At 74.8% G+C, this 22292-nt stretch carries 18 protein-coding genes; 6 read left to right on the forward strand and 12 right to left on the reverse strand.

The annotated features are described in order from the left end of the window. Positions 1–40 precede the first annotated feature (40 nt). Entirely contained in the window at positions 41–2080 is a 2040-nt protein-coding gene (locus ACI791_RS01815; RefSeq protein ID WP_456584470.1) for a cation:proton antiporter domain-containing protein, read from the reverse strand. A gap of 129 nt (positions 2081–2209) precedes the next feature. Between ACI791_RS01815 and ACI791_RS01820 the strand changes: the two genes are divergently transcribed. The 3 genes from ACI791_RS01820 to ACI791_RS01830 all read left to right on the forward strand — a co-directional run bounded on the left by ACI791_RS01820 (position 2210) and on the right by ACI791_RS01830 (position 6961). Beyond that, positions 2210–3685 (forward strand): MFS transporter, encoded by a 1476-nt coding sequence (locus ACI791_RS01820; protein ID WP_456584471.1) that lies wholly within the window; start codon positions 2210–2212, stop codon positions 3683–3685. Positions 3686–3784: 99 nt separating this feature from the next. Further along, the gene (locus ACI791_RS01825) at positions 3785–5452 is read left to right on the forward strand and encodes a LuxR C-terminal-related transcriptional regulator (RefSeq protein ID WP_456584472.1); all 1668 of its coding nucleotides are present in this window, start codon (positions 3785–3787) and stop codon (positions 5450–5452) included. 123 nt (positions 5453–5575) lie between these two features. After that, the gene (locus ACI791_RS01830) at positions 5576–6961 is read left to right on the forward strand and encodes an FAD-dependent oxidoreductase (RefSeq protein ID WP_456584473.1); all 1386 of its coding nucleotides are present in this window, start codon (positions 5576–5578) and stop codon (positions 6959–6961) included. 28 nt (positions 6962–6989) lie between these two features. Here the strand turns inward: ACI791_RS01830 and ACI791_RS01835 are convergent, their stop codons facing one another. From ACI791_RS01835 to ACI791_RS01845, 3 genes are all read right to left on the reverse strand, one after another. Next, positions 6990–7784 (reverse strand): potassium channel family protein, encoded by a 795-nt coding sequence (locus ACI791_RS01835; protein WP_456584474.1) that lies wholly within the window; start codon positions 7782–7784, stop codon positions 6990–6992. Between the two features lie 144 nt (positions 7785–7928). After that, positions 7929–8909, reverse strand: a complete 981-nt coding sequence (locus ACI791_RS01840) for a sigma-70 family RNA polymerase sigma factor (protein ID WP_456584475.1) — start codon at positions 8907–8909, stop codon at positions 7929–7931. 123 nt (positions 8910–9032) lie between these two features. Beyond that, the gene (locus ACI791_RS01845; protein ID WP_456584476.1) at positions 9033–10733 is read right to left on the reverse strand and encodes a hypothetical protein; all 1701 of its coding nucleotides are present in this window, start codon (positions 10731–10733) and stop codon (positions 9033–9035) included. 232 nt (positions 10734–10965) lie between these two features. Between ACI791_RS01845 and ACI791_RS01850 the strand changes: the two genes are divergently transcribed. Beyond that, positions 10966–12210 (forward strand): GNAT family N-acetyltransferase, encoded by a 1245-nt coding sequence (locus tag ACI791_RS01850; RefSeq protein WP_456584477.1) that lies wholly within the window; start codon positions 10966–10968, stop codon positions 12208–12210. Between the two features lie 6 nt (positions 12211–12216). On the opposite strand, the gene argG is transcribed toward ACI791_RS01850, so the two are convergent. Further along, positions 12217–13668, reverse strand: a complete 1452-nt coding sequence (gene argG / locus ACI791_RS01855; protein ID WP_456584478.1) for an argininosuccinate synthase — start codon at positions 13666–13668, stop codon at positions 12217–12219. A gap of 91 nt (positions 13669–13759) precedes the next feature. Then, entirely contained in the window at positions 13760–14251 is a 492-nt protein-coding gene (locus ACI791_RS01860) for a ribose-5-phosphate isomerase (protein ID WP_456584479.1), read from the reverse strand. Between the two features lie 26 nt (positions 14252–14277). Here ACI791_RS01860 and ACI791_RS01865 point away from each other — a divergent pair, with 26 nt between their 5' ends. Then, positions 14278–14949 (forward strand): DUF429 domain-containing protein, encoded by a 672-nt coding sequence (locus tag ACI791_RS01865; protein WP_456584480.1) that lies wholly within the window; start codon positions 14278–14280, stop codon positions 14947–14949. Positions 14950–14964: 15 nt separating this feature from the next. Here ACI791_RS01865 and ACI791_RS01870 read toward each other — a convergent pair whose 3' ends face one another. Both ACI791_RS01870 and ACI791_RS01875 read right to left on the reverse strand, forming a co-directional pair. Continuing rightward, positions 14965–15726 (reverse strand): SDR family oxidoreductase, encoded by a 762-nt coding sequence (locus tag ACI791_RS01870; RefSeq protein WP_456584481.1) that lies wholly within the window; start codon positions 15724–15726, stop codon positions 14965–14967. A 62-nt stretch (positions 15727–15788) separates the two neighbouring features. Then, a complete protein-coding gene (locus ACI791_RS01875; protein ID WP_456584482.1) occupies positions 15789–16451 on the reverse strand; it encodes a mycothiol-dependent nitroreductase Rv2466c family protein in 663 nt (220 codons plus the stop codon). Positions 16452–16597: 146 nt separating this feature from the next. On the opposite strand from ACI791_RS01875, the gene pepN reads away from it, so the two are divergent. Next, the gene (pepN, locus tag ACI791_RS01880) at positions 16598–19150 is read left to right on the forward strand and encodes an aminopeptidase N (RefSeq protein WP_456584483.1); all 2553 of its coding nucleotides are present in this window, start codon (positions 16598–16600) and stop codon (positions 19148–19150) included. Positions 19151–19247: 97 nt separating this feature from the next. Here the strand turns inward: pepN and ACI791_RS01885 are convergent, their stop codons facing one another. The 4 genes from ACI791_RS01885 to ACI791_RS01900 all read right to left on the reverse strand — a co-directional run bounded on the left by ACI791_RS01885 (position 19248) and on the right by ACI791_RS01900 (position 22239). Next, entirely contained in the window at positions 19248–19703 is a 456-nt protein-coding gene (locus ACI791_RS01885; RefSeq protein WP_456584484.1) for a DUF5130 family protein, read from the reverse strand. Positions 19704–19751: 48 nt separating this feature from the next. Beyond that, complete coding sequence (gene ctaJ, locus ACI791_RS01890) at positions 19752–20150, reverse strand: aa3-type cytochrome oxidase subunit CtaJ (protein ID WP_347059951.1); 399 nt, start codon at positions 20148–20150, stop codon at positions 19752–19754. A gap of 30 nt (positions 20151–20180) precedes the next feature. Next, entirely contained in the window at positions 20181–21614 is a 1434-nt protein-coding gene (locus ACI791_RS01895) for an amidase (protein WP_456584485.1), read from the reverse strand. A 97-nt stretch (positions 21615–21711) separates the two neighbouring features. After that, positions 21712–22239, reverse strand: coding sequence for an HNH endonuclease (locus ACI791_RS01900; protein ID WP_456584486.1), 528 nt, complete (start codon positions 22237–22239; stop codon positions 21712–21714). Positions 22240–22292: the final 53 nt, after the last annotated feature.

A 22292-nucleotide genomic window follows, 5' to 3' on the forward strand; every position in this document is an offset into this window, starting at 1 on the left:
TCAGGCGACGTCCGTTGCAGGTGGGCCGGCGGGCCGCGGGTCACTGCGGCGCGGGCGAGGACTCCGCCTCCGGAGCGGCGCCGGCCGGGGCGGGCACGGTCACCTCGTCGACGAAGCAGTAGCCCCAGCTCTCCCCCGGCTCGGCCGAGGCGATGAGCGGGTGGTCGTCGTCGGCGGCGTGCGCGCGGGCGTGCCGGCGTGGCGAGGAGTCGCAGCAGCCGACGTAGCCGCAGCTCAGGCAGGTGCGCAGGTGCACCCACTCGGTGCCCTCCTGCAGACAACCGACGCAGCCGGACGCCCGGGGCAGCACCGGCCGGGACGCCGCGCCGTGCCCGCAGCCGCTCACCTGGGGCCACACGTACCTGACCACCCGGCCGGTGTCGACGACGGTCCGGCCCCGGCTCGGGGGCACGACCGGGTGCCCCAGCTCGGTGAGCACCGAGCGCAGCAGCGCCTGGCCGGAGAGGCGGTCCCGGTCGAGGATGTGGTCGGCGCCGGCGGCGGCCAGCTCGGCGACGTCGACCGCACCCAGCGGCCGCGCGAGGATCGGGGCCTGCGTGACCGCGCGGGCGGCCCCGACGACCCGTACCGCCTGCTCGGGGTCGTCCTCGGCGACCACGGCGAGCCGGGCCTCGGGCACCCCCGCCGTTCGCAGGATCTCCCCCTTCGTGGGATCGCCGCGCACGACCGAGTGCCCAGCAGCCTCTGCCTGCATCGCCCCGTCGGGGTTGAGCGTGGTCATCACGACGTCCACTCCCCGGCTGCGCAGGGTCGCCGCGAGGTCGAGGGCGGTGGGGCCCCAGCCGATGATCACGACGTGGTCGCGGGCCGGACCACCGTCCTGCGCGGCGTTGTCAGCCTGGGAGGCCCGCCGGGACCGGTCGATCCGGGCGCCGGCCGCGGCCAGCTGCGGGGTGAGCAGCATGAGCAGCACCGTCGTCGCCACGACCACCTGCGACCCCTCGTCCCCGAGCCCCAGCGGCGCCAGCCCCGCCGCGGTGCCCACGGTCAGCAGCACGAAGGAGAACTCGCCGACCTGGGCCAGCAGCAGACCGGTGGCCAGCGCGGTGCGGACAGGTATTCGGGCGACGGTCGCGGCGGCCGCGGTCGTCAGCGTCTTCACGACCAGCACCACGGCCGCGGCACCGAGCACCAGCGGCAGGTTGGCGAGCATGAACCGTACGTCCAGGAGCATGCCGACCGAGACGAAGAAGACCGCGCTGAACACGATCTGCAGCGGCAGCACTTCGGCGAACGCCTGGCTGCTGGCCCGGCTCTCGCTCACCACCAGGCCGGCCAGGAAGGCGCCGAGGGAGACGCTGACGCCGGCGAGCGCGGTCAGGTAGGCGGTGCCGAAGCAGATGGCCACGATCGCCAGGAGGAAGACCTCCGGGGAGCAGGCCCGCGCCACGACGTCGAGCAGCGCGGGCATCACCCGACGGGCGACCACCAGGACGACGACGATGACCGCCACCGCGGTGAGCAGCGCCCACAGCAGCGAGCCGCCACCGGAGCCCTCGCCGTCCGCGGTGGGGCCGAGCAGGGGGACGACGAGCACCATGGCGACCACGGCCAGGTCCTGGGCGATGAGCACGGCCAGCGCCAGCCTGCCCCGGACCGCCGAGCTCTCCCGCCGCTCACCGAGCAGTTTCAGCACGATCGCCGTGGAGGAGAGGGCCAGCAGGAACCCGGTGAACAGCCCGTCGCGCCAGTTCCCACCGGCGGCCAGGGTCAGCCCCAGCCCCGCACCCGTCGCCAGCAGCAGCTGCAGGCCACCGGCGACGGCGATCCAGGTCCAGACCCGGGCCAGCCGCTCCAGGGAGAACTCGATCCCGATGGTGAACAGCAGCAGGATGACGCCGATGTCGGCGGCGGCCTCCACCGCCTCGCCGTTCTCGACGATGCCGAGCTGCGCCGGGCCGATCAGGACGCCGGCCACCAGGAACCCCACGATCGGCACCACCCGGGCGCGGGCCGACAGGTAGCCGATCACCGCAGCTGCGACGACGAGGGCCGCGGTCGGCCCCAGGTACCCCGGTACCTCGCCGGCCGCGATGACGAGCTCTGCCTCGGGCGCCATGCCCGCCATTCTGCGCGTCCTTGCAACGCCGCCCGGGACCGCCGGCCGGGGAATCCCTGTTCACCCCGGGCGTTGGAGTGCGGCAGGCAACCCGCGCTGCTGCCGGCAGCCGGTGGAGGAGGTGAGCTCGTGGCCGACCCCTCCGTGACCGGCCCGGGGCTGCGCATGGGCACGGCCCACGGGCGCTGGGTGCTGCTCGCCACCGTCCTCGGCTCGGGCGTGGCCATGCTGGACGCGACGGTCGTCAACGTGGCCCTCGAGCGGGTCGGTACGGACCTCGACGCCGACTTCGCCGGTCTGCAGTGGACGGTGAACGCCTACACCCTGACGCTCGCCGCGCTGATCCTGCTCGGCGGTTCGCTCAGCGACCGGTTCGGACGCCGCCGGGTCTTCATCGTGGGGGTGTGCTGGTTCGCCGCCGCCTCGGCGCTGTGCGGCCTGGCGCCGGACATCGGCACCCTCGTGGTTGCCCGCGCCCTCCAGGGCGTCGGCGGGGCCCTGCTCACCCCGGGGAGCCTGGCCATCATCTCCGCGTCGTTCTCCGGACCGGACCGGGCCGCCGCGGTCGGGGCGTGGTCCGGGCTCTCCGGCGTCGCCGCCGCGATCGGGCCGTTCGTCGGTGGCTGGCTGGTGGAGTGGAGCTGGCGGGCGGTCTTCCTGATCAACTTGCCGCTGGCCGCGCTGGTGGTCGCCGTCGCGGCCCGGCACGTACCCGAGTCCCGCGACCCGGCGGCCGCTCCTCGGCTGGACTGGGCCGGAACGGCGCTGGTCGCCGCCGGTCTCGGCGCCCTGACCTACGCCCTGACCGCAGCGGGGGACGGCGGTGCGGGCACGGGCACCTGGCTCCTCGGCGCGGTCGGGGCCCTCGCCCTCGCCGCCTTCGTCGGGGTGGAGCGCCGGTCGGAGCACCCGCTGGTCCCCCCGGCGCTCTTCGCCGACCGGCAGTTCGCCGCTGCCAACGCCGTGACACTGTTCGTCTACGCGGCCCTCGGTGGGCTGTTCGTGCTGCTCGTCCTGCAGCTGCAGGTGGTGTCCGGGTACAGCCCGCTGCTGGCCGGCACCGCGCTGCTCCCGGTCACCGGGCTGATGCTCGTCTTCTCCGCCCGCATCGGGGCGCTGGCCCAGCGGATCGGGCCGCGGGCGCTGCTCACCGCCGGGCCGCTGGTCGCCGCGGGCGGCGTCCTGCTGATGCTCCGGATCGGGCCGGACGCCTCCTACCTGGGCGACGTGCTCCCCTCCGTCGCGCTGTTCGGCGTCGGCCTCACGCTGCTGGTCGCCCCGCTGACGGCGACCGTGCTCGACTCCGCCGAGGACCGCTACGCCGGCGTGGCGTCAGGGGTCAACAACGCCGTGGCGAGGGCGGCCGGGCTGCTGGCGGTGGCGGTCGTCCCCGTCGCGGCCGGACTCGGCGGGGACGACTACACCGAGCCCGCGACCTTCGCCGAGGGGTTCCGCGCCGCGCTGCTCATCCTGGCCGCGCTGCTGGTGGCCGGCTCGGTGCTCGCCGCCGGGTCCGTCCGGCGACCGCTGGGCGCTCCCCAGGCGGCCGGTGCGCCGGCGGAGCTCCGCCCGCCGGCACCGAGCGGAGACGCCGCCCCGTCCTGATCGCCTCGCCCCCGGTCATCCGCCGGCTCCGGGCACCCGACCCGCGCCGCCGCGCGGTGAACCCTGTCCGGACCACCGGCCGAGGTGTAGCCAGGAACCATGCAGCACGCAGCCGACCCGCTCGCACTGGGTCGCGCGGCCGTCGACCGCCGCGCCTGGGACGAGGCCTGCACCCGGCTGCTCGCCGCGGACGAGCAGGGCCGACTCCGGGACGCGGAGGATCTCGACCGGCTCGGGCTCAGCGCCCACCTCACCCGCCGGGACGAGGTCGCCGAGGACGCATGGGAGAGGGCGTACCAGGCCTTCGCCGACCGCGGCGACGTGCTGCCCGCCGCTCGGTGCGCGTTCTGGCTCGGCCTGGTGCTGCTGCTCGCCCGCGGCGCGGAGGCGCGTGGCAGCGGCTGGCTCGCCCGCGCGCACCGGGTCCTGGAGGAGGGCGCGCCGCAGGACTGCGCCGAACGTGGGTACCTGCTGCTCCCGGCCGGGTTGCAGGAGCTGGACGGCGGGAATCCGGCCGCGGCGCACCGTGCGTTCGCAGCGGCCACCGCGATCGGCCGGCGCTTCGGCGACGCCGACCTGGCGGCGCTCGGCTCACTCGGGCAGGGCCAGGCGCTGATCCGGAACGGCCAGACGGCCCGCGGCCTGGCCGAGCTCGACGAGGCGATGGTGGCCGTCCGGGCCGGGCGCGTCTCGCCGATCGCCGCCGGCATCGTGTACTGCGCCGTGCTCCTCGCCTGCCAGCAGGTCCTCGACCTGCGGCGAGCCCAGCAGTGGACGGCCGCGCTGAGCGACTGGTGCGAGGCGCAGGGCGGTCTCGTCCCCTTCCGGGGGCAGTGCCTCGTGCACCGGTCCGAGCTGGCCCAGTGGCGGGGCGACTGGGCCGAGGCGGTGGCGGAGGCCGACCGAGCCTGCCGCTGGCTGTCGGACCCACCGGACCCCGCCGCCGGGATGGCCTACTACCAGCGAGCCGAGCTGCACCGCATGCGCGGTGAGCACGCCGCCGCCGAGGCCGCCTTCCAGCAGGCGGTCGCCCTGGGCCACGACCCGCACCCGGGACTGGCGCTGCTGCGGCTGGCCCAGGGACGCACGCAGACGGCGGTGGCCGCGATCCGCTGCGCCGTCGGCCGGCCCGCCCCCGGCGATCGCGGCGTCGTGGACGAGGTGCGCGCGCCCCGGCCGCGGGCGGAGCTGCTGGCCGCCGCCGTCCAGATCATGCTGGCCGCGGGTGACGTCGAGGCGGCGCGGACCGCGAGCGTCGAGCTGGACGGCATCGCCGACGACGTCGACACGGGCGTCCTCCGGGCCACCGCCGCGCGCGCCCGGGGAACGGTGTCGCTCGCCCAGGGCAGGTACGGGCCGGCTCTCGAGGAGCTGTCGGACGCCCTGAGGAGCTGGGCGGCGCTGCCCGCTCCCTACGAGGCGGCCCGGACCCGAGTCCTGATCGGCCGGGCGCTGCGGGCGCTCGGCGACGACGACACGGCCGCCATGGAGGTGGCCGCGGCGGTGCGCGTCTTCACGGCCGTCGGGGCCGCGCCGGACCTCGCGCGCCCGGGACCCGCTGCGCCGGACGCTGCGGCCGGGCTGACGCCGCGCGAGCTCGACGTGATCCGCCTGGTGGCTGCAGGCCGCACCAACCGCGAGATCGCCGAGCAGCTGGTCATCAGCGACAAGACCGTGGCACGACACCTGCACAACGTCTTCACGAAGCTGGCGCTGCCCAACCGGTCCGCAGCGACCGCGTACGCCTACGAGCACGACCTGGTGTAGCCGGCGTGGACAGGATGGTGCAGTCGCGCTCCCGGCCGAGTTGCACCATCTGCCCGATGCCGGCCGGCCGCCGCCGTTCTTAGCGTGAGCAGACGTCACCGACGCTGCCGCCAGGAGGAAGCCGTGACCCACCTCGGAGAACACGCCGTCGTGCTCGGTGCCGGCATGGCCGGGCTCGTGCACGCCGTACCGCTGGTCCGCCGCTTCGACCGCGTCACCGTGGTCGACCGCGACGTCCTGCCCGACGGCCGGGTGGACCGTCGGGGAGTGCCGCAGGGTCAGCACATCCACCTGCTGGTGCCCGGCGGGCTGACCCGGCTGGAACAGCTGCTGCCCGGCATCGTCGAGGACCTCGCCACGGGCGGCGCCCACGTCATCCCGGCGCCGGAGTGGCGCTTCCACATGGGCGGCGGCCGCCTGGACCTGACCGGCGCGGACCTCCGCATCGCGGGAGCGACCCGGCCGCTCATCGAGGGCGTCGTCCGCGACCGGGTCCGGGCGCTGGACCGGGTGGAGGTGCTCGACGGCTGGGCCGCCCGGGACCTGCGGACGACCGGCGACCGGGGCCGTGTGACGGGGGTGCGGCTGCGGTCGGAGGCCGACCCCACCGAGGAGCGGATGCTGGACGCCGACCTGGTGGTCGACACCACGGGCCGCAGCTCCCGGTCGCCGCGCTGGCTGGCCGACCTCGGCTTCGCACCGCCCGCCGAGGAGCGGCTGAAGGTCGACATCCACTACACCACGCGGCTGTTCCGCCGCGACCCCGCCGACCTGGGCGGGAGCCGGAACGTGCTGGTGGACGTCCCCCCGGGCGGCCGCAGGGGCGGGGTCGCGCTCGCCGTCGAGGACGGGCGGTGGCTGGTCACCCTGATCGGGATGCTGGGGGAACGCCCCCCGGCGGACCTGGACGGCTTCACCGACTACGCGGCCGACCTCTGGAGCCGCGACCTGCACGACGTCGTCGCCGGCGCCGAGCCGATCGGGGACGCCGCGCGAGCCGCCTTCCCCTCGTTCTCCCGGCACCGGTACGACCGGCTGCGCCGCCTGCCCGAGGGCTACCACGTCGCCGGCGACGCGGTCTGCTCCTTCGATCCCCGCTTCGGGCAGGGCATGACCGTGGCGATCATCGAGGCCCTGGCACTCGACCGCGTCCTGGACGCGCACGGCCTCGACCGCGTCGGCCTGCGGACGCTGTCGGCGGCGCGGTGGGCCGTGCAGGACGCGTGGGACCTCGCCACGGGATCCGACCTCGCGCACCCGGAGGTCGAGGGCCCTCGACCGGTGCCCTGGCGCCTCACCACCGCCTACCTGGAGCGCCTGCTCCCGGTCGCCCACCGTGACCCCGAGGTGGCTGCGGCGTTCGTCCGGGTCATCGGGATGCTCACCCGGCCGCCGTCGCTGATGCGCCCGCGCGTGCTGGGGCGGGTGCTCCTCGGACCCCGCCGTGCTGCCGGCGGGAGCGTGACCGGCGGCGTTCCCGCGGGGAGCCGGTCCGGGTCGACGGCGTGAGGCGGCCGGCCACGACCGGGAGTGACCGCTACCGCCTGGCCGCCTCCTCGGCGGTCGACCCGGTGCCGGGAGGTCCGTCGCCGGCGTGCCCGGTTCCCCGCGCGACCTCCGCCCGCAGCGCGACGATCTCGGCGACCAGCGCCTGCACGTCCTGACGGGTCGCTGCGGCCGACTCGTCCTCGATCTCCTCGACCCGCTGCACCAGCCAGGAGGCGAAGGTGGCGGTGATGATGCCGAGCAGCGCGATCCCGGCGAGCATCAGCCCGGCCGCGATCACCCGTCCGGTGGTGGTCACCGGGTACTGGTCGCCGTAGCCGACCGTGGTGACCGTGGCGAACGACCACCACAGCGCCCCGCCGTAGGTCTCGATGTTGGCGTCCTCGGCGCCCCGCTCGGCGTCGAGGATGGCCAGGGACGAGACGAGCATGACCAGCGCGGTGGCGCCGGAGACGTAGATGACCACTCGCCCGCGCAGCGACCGGCCCGCGTGCCGGTTGAGCACCGACAGGAGGGTGACCAGCCGCAGCAGGCGCAACGGGCGGAACAGCGGCAGGACGACGACGGCGAGGTCGAGCAAGTGGGTTCGCACGAACTGCCACCGCCGCTGGGCCAGCGTCAGCCGCACGACGAAGTCCACTGCGAACGCCACCCAGGTGACCCAGGTCAGGACGTTGCACAGCCACCGCCACGGCGTGGCCAGGTCCGGCTCGAGGATCGGCCACGCGTAGGCGGCCAGGAAGAGCACCGCCGCCGTGGTCAGCGGCCACTCCGTGCCGCGCTCCCACCGCTCGCGGCGCGTGTCCCCCGTCGTCGGATCCGCCATGAGGTCCGACGGTAGCCGCGGGCCCCGCCCGCATCGGTGACGGAGCCGGGTCGGCACCGGCGCCGTCATCTCGCCGGGCTGACGCGGTGACCGCTCCCGGTCGAGCGCGTGCCGACCGGCCGGACATCCGCGGCGGGCCGGCGGCTACGGCTCCGTGGGCAGCCCGAGCGCGGCGAACAGCTCGCAGTCGAGGTTGAGGAAGCTGGAGATGTGCGCGATCCGACCGTCCTGGATCTCCAGCACGTGCAGGCCCCACGGCGCGTGGCCACCGCCGTCGGCCGGGCGGTACTGGGCGACCGCCGGCGTGCCGTTGGCCGAGGTCTCGATCAGCCGCGACCCCTTGCACCCGGCGCCGGGTCCGGTCATCCAGGTGGCGATGTCGTCGCGCCCGCGCAGCCACATCTCGAACGGCGGCATGTGCTGGGTGGCGTCCTCGTGCAGCAGCTGCACGAAGGCGTCGATGTCGTAGCGCTCGAACGCGTCGAGGTAGCGGGCCAGCAGCGCGCGGCCCTCGTCGTCCAGCGTGCGCGGCGCCGGGCGTCCCCCGACGTCGGCGAGCGTCGCCCGGGCCCGCTGCAGCGCGCTGTTCACCGAGGCGACCGTGGTGTCGAGCAGCTCGGCGACCTCGTCGGCCCTCCAGCGCAGCACCTCGCGCAGGATCAGCACCGCCCGCTGCTTCGGCGGCAGGTGCTGCAGCGCGGCGACGAACGCCAGGCGCACCGACTCGCGGGCCACCGCCTGCTCGGCCGGGTCGCCGTCCTCGGGGAGCACCTGCCGGTCGAGGACCGGCTCCACCCACGCCTCGGTGGCGCGGCGCCCGGCCAGCGAGGCCGCCACCGGCGGGGACGGCGAGCCCGCCAGATCCATCGGCAACGCCCGGCGCTGCCGGCCCGAGAGCTGGTCGAGGCAGACGTTGGTGGCGATCCGGTACAGCCAGGAGCGGACCGCCGACCGGCCCTCGAAGTCGGCGAGCCCCCGCCAGGCGCGGACCATCGTCTCCTGCACCGCGTCCTCGGCGTCGAACACCGAACCGAGCATCCGGTAGCAGTACCCGGTGAGCTCGCGGCGGTGCTCGAGCAGCCGTGGGTCGAGCTGATCAGTGGAGCCGAGCGCAACGCTGGTCACGGGGAACCACTCCTCCGGTCGACGACACGCGCCAGCACACCACAGGGCACCGACGGATCGGGGAAGCTCCCACCTCCCGGTCGGACCCGGCGGCCGTGCCGCCCACCCGGTGCCGGGACCCGGCTACTGGTAGGTGACCAGGTCCGGGTCCGGTTCGACCTGCTCGATCGTCTGCTGGGGGTTCAGCATCGGGCTGTCCTCGTCGTAGAAGTTCTTCCAGCCCCAGAACAGGCCCTCGGGTGCGTTGTCGTGCAGCGCCCGCCAGGTGGCTTGCTTGGAGCCCTGAGGCCCCTGCCCGTCGGCGTGGATCATGATCGCCAGCTCGTCCCGGCTCATGTCCAGCTGGTCCAGCCCGGGCAGCATGTCGATCCGGAACTGGTGCAGGACGAGGAGCTTCTGCGGCAGCCGGTTCTCCCGGGTGAGGTCGGCCAGCCAGTTCACCACCCGGTTGACCTCCTCGATGCCGACCGAACCGATCTGCGTCAGGTGCACCTCGTTCGGCCCGAGCCGCCACTCCGGGTCGAGCGCCAGGCCCACGTAGGGCAGCTCCAGCAGCGGCCGGTAGAGCTCGGCCTGGGTCACGAAGTCCGTCCGGCCGGGCTGCAGGTCCAGCACCACGTAGAGGCCGGCGCCCCCCGCGGCCTCGACCCACGGGCGCACGTCCTCGACGGCGCTCTCGGTCGAGTAGTTGCCGTCGGGCCCGGCGAACTCCGAGGCCACCGTCACGATGATCTCGAAGGCAGGGATGACGGGGACGTCCACCAGCGGCTCGTACGGCGCGGCGTGGTCGCGGGTCCGCTGGATCGCGGCATCCACCGGCTGCTCCCCGAGGATCCCGAGCGCGGCGGTCCCCTGGTGTCCGTAGAGCGCCACCATCATCCGGCCCGGGAAGAGGAGCTGACCGCCGCCGGGCAGCTCGGTCCCGGTCGCCGCGGTCGCCAGCTTCCAGTCCAGGCCCTGCTCCTGGGCGAAGCCGGCGCCCAGGGCGACCACGTGCACGGCGTCGTCCTCGGCGAGGGCTCCGATCAGCTCCCCGGACGCGCGCGGGTCGGTCGGTCCGCCGGTGACCAGCACCCGGGCGCCGGCGGCGCGGGCGGTCGCCGTCGCGGCCAGCGCGTCGGGGGTGCCGGTGGTCAGCACGAGGGTGCCGGCGATCGGCTCGGCGCCCTCGATCTCGGGCAGCGAGCCGTCGGTGCCGCCCTCGTCGTCCTCCTCCGCCGAGCCGCCGGGGGCGCCCTCCGGGCGCAGCGCAGCAGGGTCGGCGGGGTCGAGTGCCGCGACGGCGGCGACGGCGGCGTCGCCGGCGACCGGGTCGGCCTCGGCGAGCTCCCGGTCCAGCGCGGCCGCGAGGGCAGCCGGGTCGGCCGGGACACCGATGACCTCGGGGGCGTCCTCGGCGGGCGACGCCGACGACGAGGAGGAGGCGGAGGCCGGCGCCGGGGCCGCCTCGCCCACGGCGAGCACCGTGGTGGTCCCCAACCGCTCGAGCTCGGCACGGACCGGCTCGTCGACGCCGGAGCCGTCGGCGCCCAGCAGCAGCGGCACGCCGAGCGCGACGGCGGCGGACGCGCCGAGCAGCGTGCCGGCCCGGTCGCCCTCGGCGGCGAGCACGACCACGCCCGCCTCCTCGAAGAAGGTCCGGCTGGCGCTGGCCGCCATGGCGACCGGGTCGTCGTCCGCGACGAGGGTCAGGCGCTCACCCGGAGCGGTGGTGGCGACCTGCGCCACCTGCTCCTCGGTTCCGGCACCGTCCTCCGGCGAACCGGTGCAGGCCGCGGTGAACAGGGCGGCGACCACTGCCAGGGGCAGTGCGCGAGCGCGCACGGGCTTCCTCCGTCCGCCGGGCACGCCGGTGGCGCAGGGGCACGACGACGACGGCAGGCCCAGCGGCACCGACCCTAGCCGGATCGCGCTCGAGGGTGGCCCCGACACCGGACGCCGCTCCTCCGGCGTGGCGGCATCCCAGCAGCCGACCCCGATCTGCGGCCCCCGGTGCGTGGAGCACCGGCCCGCAACTCGCTGGCGTCCCGTCGCACCCGTTCGGTAGACACGCCCCGTGGCCGACGACCTCTCCGCCCAGCTCCGCCCGATCACCGCCGACGAGTGGCCGGCCTTCACCCGCGCCATGCACACCGTGTTCGGCGATCCGCTGACCGGGCCCTACACGGAGACCGTGCCGCCGGTGGCCGAGCTGGACCGCTCTCTCGCCCTGTACGACGACGGCCGGATCGTCGCCACCTCCGGGCTCTACAGCTTCCGGATGAGCGTGCCCGGCGCCGTCGTGCCGACCGCCGGAGTCACCTGGGTCAGCGTCTCCCCCACCCACCGCCGCCGCGGCGTGCTGACGGCGATCATGCGGCGGCAGCTGACCGAGTTGCACGAGCAGGAGCGTGAGCCGGTGGCGGCGCTGTGGGCCGCGGAGGGGTCCATCTACGGCCGGTTCGGCTACGCCCCCGCGTCCTGGCGCGGCGGCTGGACCGGGGAGGCCGGACGGCTGCGGGTGCGCGACGACGTCGACACCGGGGACGGGCGCGTGCGGCTGGTCGACGCCGAGGAGTTCCGGCCCGCCGCGGCACGGGTCTACGAGGCCGTCCGGCGCTGGGTGCCGGGGAACCTCGTCCGCGACGACCGCTGGTGGGGCCGCCGGCTGCTCGACGTCCCGGAGGAGCGGCACGGCGCGAACGAGCGGCAGTACGCGCTGCACGTGGGGGCCGACGGCGAGGTGGACGGCTACGCGACCTACCGGATCACCGGCACGTTCACCGCGGCCGGCGAGCCGGAGAGCACGCTCACCGTCGAGGAGGTGCGGGCCACCGGCCCCGCCGCCTACGCCGCGCTGTGGCGCTTCCTGCTGTCCCACGACCTGGTGCGCACCGTGGCCGCGCCGCACGCCTCCTCCGACGACCCGGTGCGCCACCTGCTGACCGATCCGCGCGCGCTGCACGCCCACCCGGTCGACGCGCTGTGGGTGCGGGTGGTCGACGTCGGCCGGGCGCTGGCCGCCCGCCGCTATCCGGCACCCATCGACCTGGTGCTGGAGGTCCGCGACCCGTTCTGCCCGTGGAACGACGGACGCTGGCGGCTGTCCGGCCACCCCGCCGGCGGCTACTGCGGCCGGACGGACCGCGACCCGGACCTCGTGCTCGGCATCGAGGAACTCTCCGCGGTCTACCTCGGCGGCACCTCGCTCGCCGCGCTGCAGGGCGCCGGCCGGGTCACCGAGGTGAGCCCCGGCGCGGTCACCCTCGCCTCGACGGCGTTCGGCTGGCCGATCGCGCCCTGGTGCCCCGACGAGTTCTGACCCCGCTCAGTCGGTGCCGGACTCCATCGCGGCCCGGTCGAGCAGCTCCTCGTCGGCCGACACCTCGCCGCGCGAGGCGATCACCTCGGCGCCGCCGACGTCCATGGCGCCGATCAGACCGGTGGCGGCGGCCTGCGCGGCACCGATCGCGGCCGGCGTCGTCCCGCCGCCCACCATGCCCAGGCCGGCGTACTGCTCCAGCTTGGCGCGGGAGTCGGCGATGTCCAGGTTGCGCATGGTCAGCTGCCCGATGCGGTCCACCGGCCCGAAGGCGGAGTCCTCGGTGCGCTCCATGGAGAGCTTGTCCGGGTGGTAGCTGAACGCCGGGCCGGCGGTGTCGAGGATCGAGTAGTCCTCGCCGCGCCGCAGCCGCAGGGTCACCTCACCGGTCACGGCCATGCCGACCCACCGCTGCAGGGACTCCCGGAGCATGAGCGCCTGCGGGTCCAGCCAGCGCCCCTCGTACATGAGCCTGCCCAGCCGGCGGCCCTGGCTGTGGTAGTTGGCCAGGGTGTCCTCGTTGTGGATGGCGTTGACCAGCCGCTCGTAGGCGACGTGCAGCAGGGCCATCCCCGGGGCCTCGTAGATGCCGCGGCTCTTGGCCTCGATGATGCGGTTCTCGATCTGGTCGGACATGCCCAGGCCGTGCCGGCCGCCGATGGCGTTGGCCTCCAGCACCAGCTCGACGGCCGAGCCGAACTCCTTGCCGTTGATGCTCACCGGCCGGCCCTGCGCGAAGCCGATCGTGACGTCCTCGGGGGCGATCTCGACCGACGGATCCCAGAACCGGACCCCCATGATCGGCTGCACCGTCTCGAGGCCGGTGTCCAGGTGCTCGAGGGTCTTGGCCTCGTGCGTGGCGCCCCAGATGTTGGCGTCGGTGGAGTAGGCCTTCTCCGCGCTGTCGCGGTAGGGCAGGCCGTGGGCGACCAGCCACTCCGACATCTCCGTCCGGCCGCCGAGCTCGGTGACGAAGTCGGCGTCCAGCCACGGCTTGTAGATGCGCAGCGAGGGGTTGGCCAGCAGGCCGTACCGGTAGAAGCGCTCGATGTCGTTGCCCTTGAACGTCGAGCCGTCGCCCCAGATCTGGACGTCGTCCTCGAGCATCGCGCGCACCAGCAGGGTGCCGGTGACGGCGCGGCCCAGCGGCGTGGTGTTGAAGTAGCTGCGGCCACCGGAGCGGATGTGGAAGGCGCCGCAGGTGAGCGCGGCCAGCCCCTCCTCGACCAGCGCGGCCCGGCAGTCGACCAGCCGCGCGAGCTCCGCGCCGTAGGCGGTCGCCCGGCCGGGGACCGAGGCGATGTCCGGCTCGTCGTACTGGCCGATGTCGGCGGTGTAGGTGCAGGGCACCGCCCCCTTGTCGCGCATCCACGCGACCGCTACGGAGGTGTCGAGACCGCCGGAGAAGGCGATGCCGACGCGTTCGCCGACGGGCAGGGAGGTGAGCACCTTGGACACGGGGGCAAGTATGCACGACATTGCATAGTCATGCAGCGCCGCCCTCCCCGAACCGGCCAGCCGGAGCGGTCCACCGCCCCACGCGCCTCCGTCAGGGGTGCTGCGTCCGGGTGGGCAGGCCCCCCGCCGGGCGGTGCCGGTCCCGCTCGTAGTCGGTGACGAGCCCGATCCGCCGGACGTGCCGCTCGTCGCCGCTGAACGGCGTCGCCAGGAACTCCAGCACCAGCGCGGTGGCCTCCTCGTCGCTGTGCTGCCGGGCGCCGATGGAGACGACGTTGGCGTCGTTGTGCTCGCGGGCGAGCCGTGCGGTCTCGGTGTTCCACACCAGCGCGGCGCGCACCCCGGGCACCTTGTTGGCGGCCATCTGCTCGCCGTTGCCCGAGCCACCGATGACCACGCCCAGCGACCCGGGTTCGGCCACGGTTCGCTCCCCCACCTCGAAGCAGAACGGCGGGTAGTCGTCCTGGGCGTCGTACTCGAACGCGCCGCAGTCGACCGGCTCGTGGCCGGCGTCGGCCAGCGCCCGCTTGAGGTGCTCCTTGAAGTCCAGGCCCGCGTGGTCGGTACCGATGAAGACGCGCATGCCCGGGAGTCTGACAGGCTGCCGCCGTGGCGGTGCTGGGAGTCGACGGCTGGCGCGGCCGGTGGGTCGGGGCACTCCTGGACGGCCGGTCCGTGACGCTGCTGGTGCTCGAGGACGTCGCCGCCGTGCTCGCCGTGCCCGACGTCGACGTGGTGGCGATCGACATGCCGATCGGGCTGTCCGACGACGGCGTCCGCGCCTGTGACGTCGCCGCCGCCGACCTGCTCGGCGCCAGGAGGAGCTCGGTCTTCCAGGCGCCGGTCCGAGCCGTGCTGCAGGCGGACGACTACGCCCAGGCGCGGGCCCTGTCCCGGGCGCGCACGACTCCCCCGCGCGCCCCCTCGGCCCAGGCGTTCCAGCTGGTCAAGGCGATCCGGCAGCTCGACGAGGCGCTGGGCGATCCGCCGTCCGACCGGGTGGTGGAGGTGCACCCGGAGCTGGCGTTCCGGGCGATCGATCCGCGGGTGACCGACCCGAAGCCCACCGCCCGCGGAACGGTGCAGCGGCTGACGGCACTGCGCAGGGTGATGGACGTGGAGGACGCGCTGGCGGGCGCGCCGGTCCGCGTGCCGATGGTCGACGCGCTGGACGCGTGCGCAGCGGCGTGGTCCGCGGCTCGGATCGCCGCCGGCACGGCGCAGAGCGTGGGCGAGGACGCGCGCGACGCCCGCGGCCGGCCGATGCGGATCAGCTGGTGAGCGGGGTCGGTCCCGTCACGAGCCGGTGACCCGGCGGACGACCGACAGCGGGAGCACCCGGAGCAGGCGGGCGACCGGTCGCCACGGGAACTCGGGCACGTAGCCGCGGACCGGCTCGCGCTCGATGACCGCGGTGAGCGCGTCGACCCCCTTGTCCAGGCCGACGGTGAGCGGACCCCGACGCCCGACGTTGATGTCGGTGGCGATGTAGCCCGGCAGCACCGTGGAGACGACGATCTGCGAGCCGTAGACGTCGGAACGGATGCCCTCGGCGAGGCAGTTGAGCGCCGCCTTGCTGGCTCCGTAGGCGGTGCGGCTGCCGGGCATGCCCCGGACCGAGGCCACGGACGAGACCAGGACCAGGTGACCCATGCCCTGGCGCCGGAAGATCTCCATGGCCGCCTCGCACTGGGCGTGCGACCCCAGCACGTTGGTCACCAGGACCGCGCGGTTGCGCGCAGCCTCGCCGGTGCCCACCGAGGCACCCTTGCCGATGCCGGCGTTGACGATCACCCGGTCCAGCCCGCCGAGGCGGTCGGCGAGCTCGGGCAGCACGGTGGCCACCGAGCCGGCGTCGTCGACGTCCATGGCGGCGACCTCGACCCGGATGCCGGGACGGGCGGCCAGCAGCTCGGCCCGCAGCGCCTCGAGCCGCTCGATCCGGCGGGCGCAGAGGGCGAGGTCTCGGCCCATCGCGGCGAACCGGCGGGCCATGCCCTCGCCGAGGCCGGAGCTGGCACCGGAGATGAAGATGCGCTGGCGCGTGGGGTGCGGCATCCCGTCAGGATGCCGCAGCCCCGTGGCCCCGGTGCGGGGCCCGCCGTCGACGGGGTCCTCCGTCAGCGGCGGGTGAGCTCCAGCGCGTCGGCCGGGACGGACTCCATGTCCGGGCCCGAGGTGCGGGTGCGCTTGAGCTCCCAGAAGTCGGGGAGGTTGGCCAGCAGGACGGCGCCGTCGAAGGCCTTGCCGGCGTCCTCACCGGTCGGCACCTTGCTGATCACCGGGCCGAAGAAGGCGACCCCGTCGATGTGCATGACCGGGGTGCCGACGTCGTCGCCGACCGGATCCATGCCCGCGTGGTGGCTCTTCTCCAGGGCCTCGTCGTACTCGGCGGAGCCGGCGGCCTCGGCGAGCTCCGCCGGCAGGCCCACCCGCTCGAGCGCCGGCGCGATGATCTCCTCCAGCTCCCGGCCCTCGTGGTGCCGGAGGGTGCCCATGGCGGTGTAGAGGTCGCCGAGCACCTCGTCGCCGTGCTGCTGCGCGGCCGCGACCGCCACCCGCACGGGGCCGATGGCCTGCTTCATCATCTCGGCGTAGTCCTCGGGCAGGTCGCGCCCCCGGTTGAGCACCGCCAGCGACATCACGTGCCAGTGGAGGTCGATGTCGCGGACCTTCGCCGCCTCGAGAACCCACCGGCTGGTGAGCCAGGCCCAGGGGCACAGGGGGTCGAACCAGAAGTCCACGCGGGCCTTGGTGGGGGCGCTCTGCACTGCGTCGGTCATTCGTGCTCCTCGCTCCGTGGCCCGGGCTGGAGGTGCCCGGGGCCGCTACTGGTGGCTGGCAAGTCCGGCGTCCTCCGGGTTGTTCCCCTCGGAGCTCACGGGTGGACCGCGGGCGGACCGTCGGCCCCGCATGACAAGCTGCCCGGGTGGCCGTACCCAACCTGACCCGCACCGATGCCGCCGTCCGCGCCGAGCTGCTCGCCGTCCAGAGCTACGACATCTCGCTCGACGTCACCGACGGGGCCGGTCATCCCGGAGAGCGCACCTTCCGCTCGACGACGACCGTGGAGTTCACCTGCCGCCAGCCGGGCGCGGACACGTTCATCGACCTGGTCGCCGAGACCGTGCACTCGGCGACGCTCAACGGCACCGAGCTGGACGTGCGCGGCTACACCGAGGACGGCGGGATCCCCCTGCCCGGCCTCGCGGAGCAGAACACCCTCGTGGTGACGGCGGACTGCCGCTACTCCAACAGCGGCGAGGGGCTGCACCGCTTCCTCGACCCCGAGGACGGGCAGGTCTACCTCTACACGCAGTTCGAGCCGGCCGACGCCAAGCGCATGTTCACCTGCTTCGACCAGCCCGACCTCAAGGCCTCCTTCACGCTGCACGTGACCGCGCCGTTCGACTGGCACGTCATCTCCAACACCGGCGACCGCACCATCGAGGCGGGCGAGGGCGGGTCGCAGCTGGCCCACTTCGCGCCCACCAGGCGCATCTCCACCTACCTCGTCGCGCTGATCGCCGGCCCCTACGCCAAGGTCACCGACCTGCACGACGGCATCCCGCTCGGCCTGTACTGCCGCGCCTCCCTGGCCCGGTACCTCGACGCCGACGAGATGTTCCGGATCACCAAGCAGGGCTTCGACTTCTACCACCGGGTGTTCGACTACCCGTACCCGTTCGACAAGTACGACCAGCTGTTCGTGCCCGAGTTCAACGCCGGGGCGATGGAGAACGCCGGCGCGGTCACCTTCCTCGAGGACTACGTCTTCCGGTCGAAGGTGAGCCGGGCCCGCTACGAGCGCCGCGCGGAGACGGTGCTGCACGAGCTGGCGCACATGTGGTTCGGCGACCTGGTCACCATGCGCTGGTGGGACGACCTGTGGCTGAACGAGTCCTTCGCCACCTACATCAGCACGCTGGCGCAGGCCGAGGCCACCGAGTACACGACCGCCTGGACCACGTTCGCCAACACCGAGAAGGCTTGGGCTTACGCGCAGGACCAGCTGCCCTCGACGCACCCGATCGCGGCCGACATCCCCGACGTCGCCGCGGTGGAGGTCAACTTCGACGGCATCACCTACGCCAAGGGCGCCTCGGTCCTCAAGCAGCTGGTCGCCTACGTCGGCCGCGACGAGTTCCTCGCCGGAGTGCAGCGGTACTTCCGCCGGCACGAGTACGGCAACACGACGCTGGCCGACCTGCTGGGCCCGCTGTCGGAGAGCTCCGGGCGCGACCTGTCGGAGTGGGCCGACCAGTGGCTGCGCACCAGCCAGGTCAACACCCTGCGCCCGGTCTTCCAGCTCACCGACGACGGCCGGTACGCCGGCTTCGCCATCGAGCAGACCGCGGTCGCCGAGCACCCGGTGCTGCGCAACCACCGGCTGGCGGTGGGTCTCTACAGCGAGGGTCCCGACGGGCTGATCCGCACCCACCGGGTGGAGCTCGACGTGGCCGGCGCCCGCACCGAGGTGCCCGAGCTGGCCGGGCACCCGGTGGCGGACCTGGTGCTGGTCAACGACGACGACCTCACTTACGCCAAGCTGCGGCTCGACGAGCGATCGCTGGCGACGCTGCGCGCCCGGATCGGCGCCATCCCGGACCCGCTGGCCCGCGCGCTGTGCTGGTCGGCGGCCTGGGACATGACCCGCGACGCCGAGCTGCCCGCCCGCGAGTGGGTGCAGCTGGTGCTCGCCGGGGTGGGCGCGGAGACCGAGAGCAGCGTCATCCAGTCGCTGCTGGCCCGGGTGCATAGCGCGCTGTCCTCCTACGCCGACCCGGCCTGGGCACCGACCGGCTGGGCCCAGCTGGCCGACGCGGCGCTCGCCGCCCTCGAGGCGGCCCCGGCGGGCAGCGACCAGCAGCTGCTCTGGTCGCGCACGCTGGCGAGCGCCGCCCGCACCGAGGAGCACGCCGCCGCGCTGCGCGGTCTGCTCGACGGCTCCCGCACGGTCGCCGGTCTCGAGGTCGACGCCGACGCCCGGTGGGCCTTCCTGCACGGTCTGGTCGCCATCGGCGCGGCCGGCGACGCGGAGATCGACGCCGAGGCGGAGCGGGACGCCACCGCCACCGGCATCCGGCGGGCCGCGACGGCGCGGGCGCTGCGGCCGACGGCGGAGTCGAAGGAGGAGACCTGGCAACGGGCCTTCACCGACGAGTCGCTGCCCAACGCCGTGCACGAGGCGATGCTCCAGGGCTTCTGGCACCCGGCCCAGCGGGAGCTCACCGCGGGGTACGTCGACCGCTACTTCGCCGAGGTCCGCCCGGTCTGGGACCGCCGGCCCGGCGAGATCGCCAAGAACACCGTCCAGTACCTGTTCCCGCCGGTGGTCGAGCCGCGCACCATCGCGGCGGCGGACGCGTGGCTGTCCGACCCGGACCAGCCGCCCGCCCTGCGCCGGCTGGTGTTCGAGGGCCGCGACGGCGTCGCCCGTGCGCTGCGAGCCCGCGAGCGGGACGCCGACGCCGGACGCTGAGCCGCGAACGACGAGGCCCCGCCCACCAGCTGGTGGGCGGGGCCTTGTCGTCTCCGGGCTCGTCGGGCACCGGCCCGAGCGGGCGAGGAAGCAGGTCCTACGGGCGCAGGGCCGCCGGGTGCCCGGCCTGGTCGGAGAGCTGGCGCAAGCCGTTGACGATGCCGCCCACCAGGTCCCCGGCGCCGAAGGCGCTGGTCATGGAGAGGACGGCGAGCGCACAGGCGCGGTCGGGCAGCCGGCGGGCGGCGCCCGCACCGGTGACCACCTCCACCACCCGCTGCCCGGGTGAGACGGCGATCAGGACGGCGTCGGACGGGTTGGCGCCGGAGCGGGCGTGCAGCTCCTCGGCGTGCGCACGGGTCGGCGTGCGCAGCTCACCCACGTAGAGGGTGAAGCGCAGCCCGGTCTCGCGGGAAGACATGGTCAGCGCCTCGTCCAGGCGCGCCAGCTCGCGGTAGGTGAAGATCTCGTCCGGCCGGCCCTCCTCGGTACGCGGGGGCGCCGTGCCCGCCACGTCCGTGGCGCGGGAATCGGCTTCGAGCGCGCGGGTCATCGCCGGCCTCCGGGAATGGTCGTCGGAACGGAGTAGGTGGTCACCGGGTCACCAGGTCCCTCGGGCGCCGCCCAGCGGGCCGGCGGGGTGCGGCAGCCGGGCGGCCGTGGCACCGCCGTGCGATCCGGTGGAGCCGGTGCCGACGGCGGGGCCGACGCCGTTCCCGGACTCCAGGGCACGCTCGCCCGGCTGCTCCGGGTACACGGAGGACCCCAGGGCCGAGGTGTCGCTGCCCGGAACCGCGGCGGGCCCGTGCGTCGAGGCGGGGCCGTGACCGCCGGTGTGCGCGGGGTGCGGCTCGTACCAGACGGGGGCGTAGTCCCACGACTGGCCGGGCTTGTAGCGGGGACGCCGGCCGGCGCCCGGCCTGAGCGTCAGCAGCGCCAGCACGAGGATGACGGCCAGCGGGATGCCGGCGTAGACGAGGAGGGTCTCGGCGACGGTCACGCCGGACAACTTACCGGGCACGCCCGGAGTTCATCGGGTGTCGGTCCAGACGGCGGGGCGCCGGTGCGCCCACGGCCGGGCCGCCTCCAGCTGCGCAGCCAGGCAGATCAGGGTCGCCTCGTCGGCCGGGCGGCCGACGAGCATGGTGCCGACGGGCAGGTCGTCGGCCGTCCAGTGCAGCGGCACGCTCACCGCGGGCTGCCCGGTGACGTTGAAGAGAGCGGTGAACGCCGCGTAGCGCTTCTGCCGCTCGAAGTCCGGGGCGCCCTCGCCGTCGGCCTGGAACCAGCCGCTGGGCCGCGGCGTCATGGTCAGCACCGGCGCGAGCAGCACGTCGAACCCGGCGGTGGCGCGCACGAACTGCCGCGAGAACACCCGCAGGGCGAACATCGCCTCCATCGCGTCCCGGGCCGACAGCGCCAGCCCGCGGTCGCGCATCCAGCGGGTGAGCGGCTGCAGGCGGTCGACCCGGTCGGGCGGCACCGGCAGGGTGGTCGCGCTCAGCGCCCACACCCGCTCGAAGGACGGCAGCACGGCGGGGTCGAGCAGACCGGCGGGCACGTCCTCGACGACGTGCCCGAGCTCCTCCAACAGCCGGCCGGCGTCGTCGAACGCCTCGGCGACCTCCGGGTCGAGCTCCACCCCGGGCATGGGCGACTCGCTGTACCGCCCGATCCGCAGCCGGCCGAGTTCCCGGTCGGCCTGGCCCAGGAAGGTCTCCCCCGCCGGCAGGGGCGGCGCCCAGAACGGGTCGCCGATCTCGGGGCCGGCCATCGCGTCGAGCATCGCGGCGGCGTCCCGGACGGTGCGCGCCAGCGGCCCGTTGGTGCCCAGGCCGGTCACCTCGCTGCCGTAGGGGGCGTTGCTGATCCGCCCGCGGGTGGGCTTGATGCCGAACAATCCGTTGATGCTCGCCGGGATGCGGACCGACCCGCCCCCGTCACTGCCCTGGGCGAAGGGCACGAAGCCGGCGGCCACGGCGACCGCGGCGCCGCCGCTGGACCCGCCGGCCAGGCGGGTGGTGTCCCACGGGCAGCGAGCGGGCCCCACCAGGTCGTTCTGGGTGTAGCAGGGGAAGCCGAACTCCGGGGTGTTCGTCTTGCCCACGCTGATCGTCCCGGCGTCGGCCAGCCGGGTGACGACGGCGTCGTCGACGGCCGGGACGAAGTCGGCGAGCGTGGTGGAGCCGAAGGTCGTCCGGACGCCGGCGGTGTTGTTCAGGTCCTTGATCGCCGTGGGGACGCCGAGCAGCGGCGGCAGCTCCCCGCCCTCGCGCACCCGGGCCTCGGCCGCGGCCGCGGCGGCCAGCGCCCGCTCGGGGGTCACGGTGACGAACGCACCGAGCCCGGCGTCCAGCGCGTCGATCCGGTCGAGCGCATGCTGCACCAGCTCGGTGGGGCTGACCTCCTTCGCGCGGACGGCGGCGGCCTGCTCGAGGGCGGTGAGGTCGTGCAGTGCGGTCACGGACGGCGACGCTAGTCCCGGAGGGCCGGCGCAGGGGTTCCGGTCGGCCCGGACGGCTCCGGGACGCCGATCGGGTTGCCGGCCGGCCAGTCGCCGTTCAGGCGCTGACCGGCTCCGGAACGCCGAGCCACTCCCGCCAGCGCGGGTCGACGGTGCGGTGGCCGAGCAGCCGCCACGCCGCGCCGCTGGGGGCGCGCGGCGGATGCGGGAGCTTCCACCCCAGCTCGGCCAGCGACCGGTCGGCCTTGGTGTGGTTGCACCGGCGGCAGGCGGCGACGACGTTGTCCCAGGTGTGCGTACCGCCGCGGCTGCGCGGGACGACGTGGTCGATGCTCGTGGCCGAACCGCCGCAGTAGACGCACGTCTGCCCGTCGCGGGTGAACACCGCACGCCGGGACAGCGGCACCGACGCCGGGTAGGGCACCCGGACGTACCGGGTGAGCCGCACGACCACGGGCACCGGGAGGCTGAGGGTCTCGGCGTGCACCACGTCGGCGGTGACGTCGACGGACTCCGCCTTCGCGGCGAGGACCAGCACGATCGCCCGCCTGCTGGACACCACGCACAACGGCTCGTACGTCGCGTTGAGCAGCAGGGTGGCGCTCGTGGTCGTGGGCGAGGGCACGGGGACGAGCGGCGGGACGGGGTCGCGCCGCGAGTCTGGGTGACCCGCCGACG

The organism is Blastococcus sp. SYSU DS0973 (assembly GCF_054051055.1).

Coding starts and splice junctions, on each gene's coding strand:
- ACI791_RS01885 (WP_456584484.1), bottom strand. CDS start 19,703: ATGACCCGCGCGCTCGAAGCCGATTCCCGCGCCACGGACGTGGCGGGC.
- ACI791_RS01875 (WP_456584482.1), bottom strand. CDS start 16,451: ATGACCGACGCAGTGCAGAGCGCCCCCACCAAGGCCCGCGTGGACTTC.
- ACI791_RS01835 (WP_456584474.1), bottom strand. CDS start 7,784: ATGGCGGATCCGACGACGGGGGACACGCGCCGCGAGCGGTGGGAGCGC.
- ACI791_RS01860 (WP_456584479.1), bottom strand. CDS start 14,251: ATGCGCGTCTTCATCGGTACCGACCACGCGGGCCTGGACTTCAAGGAG.
- ACI791_RS01870 (WP_456584481.1), bottom strand. CDS start 15,726: ATGCCGCACCCCACGCGCCAGCGCATCTTCATCTCCGGTGCCAGCTCC.
- ACI791_RS01815 (WP_456584470.1), bottom strand. CDS start 2,080: ATGGCGCCCGAGGCAGAGCTCGTCATCGCGGCCGGCGAGGTACCGGGG.
- ACI791_RS01825 (WP_456584472.1), top strand. CDS start 3,785: ATGCAGCACGCAGCCGACCCGCTCGCACTGGGTCGCGCGGCCGTCGAC.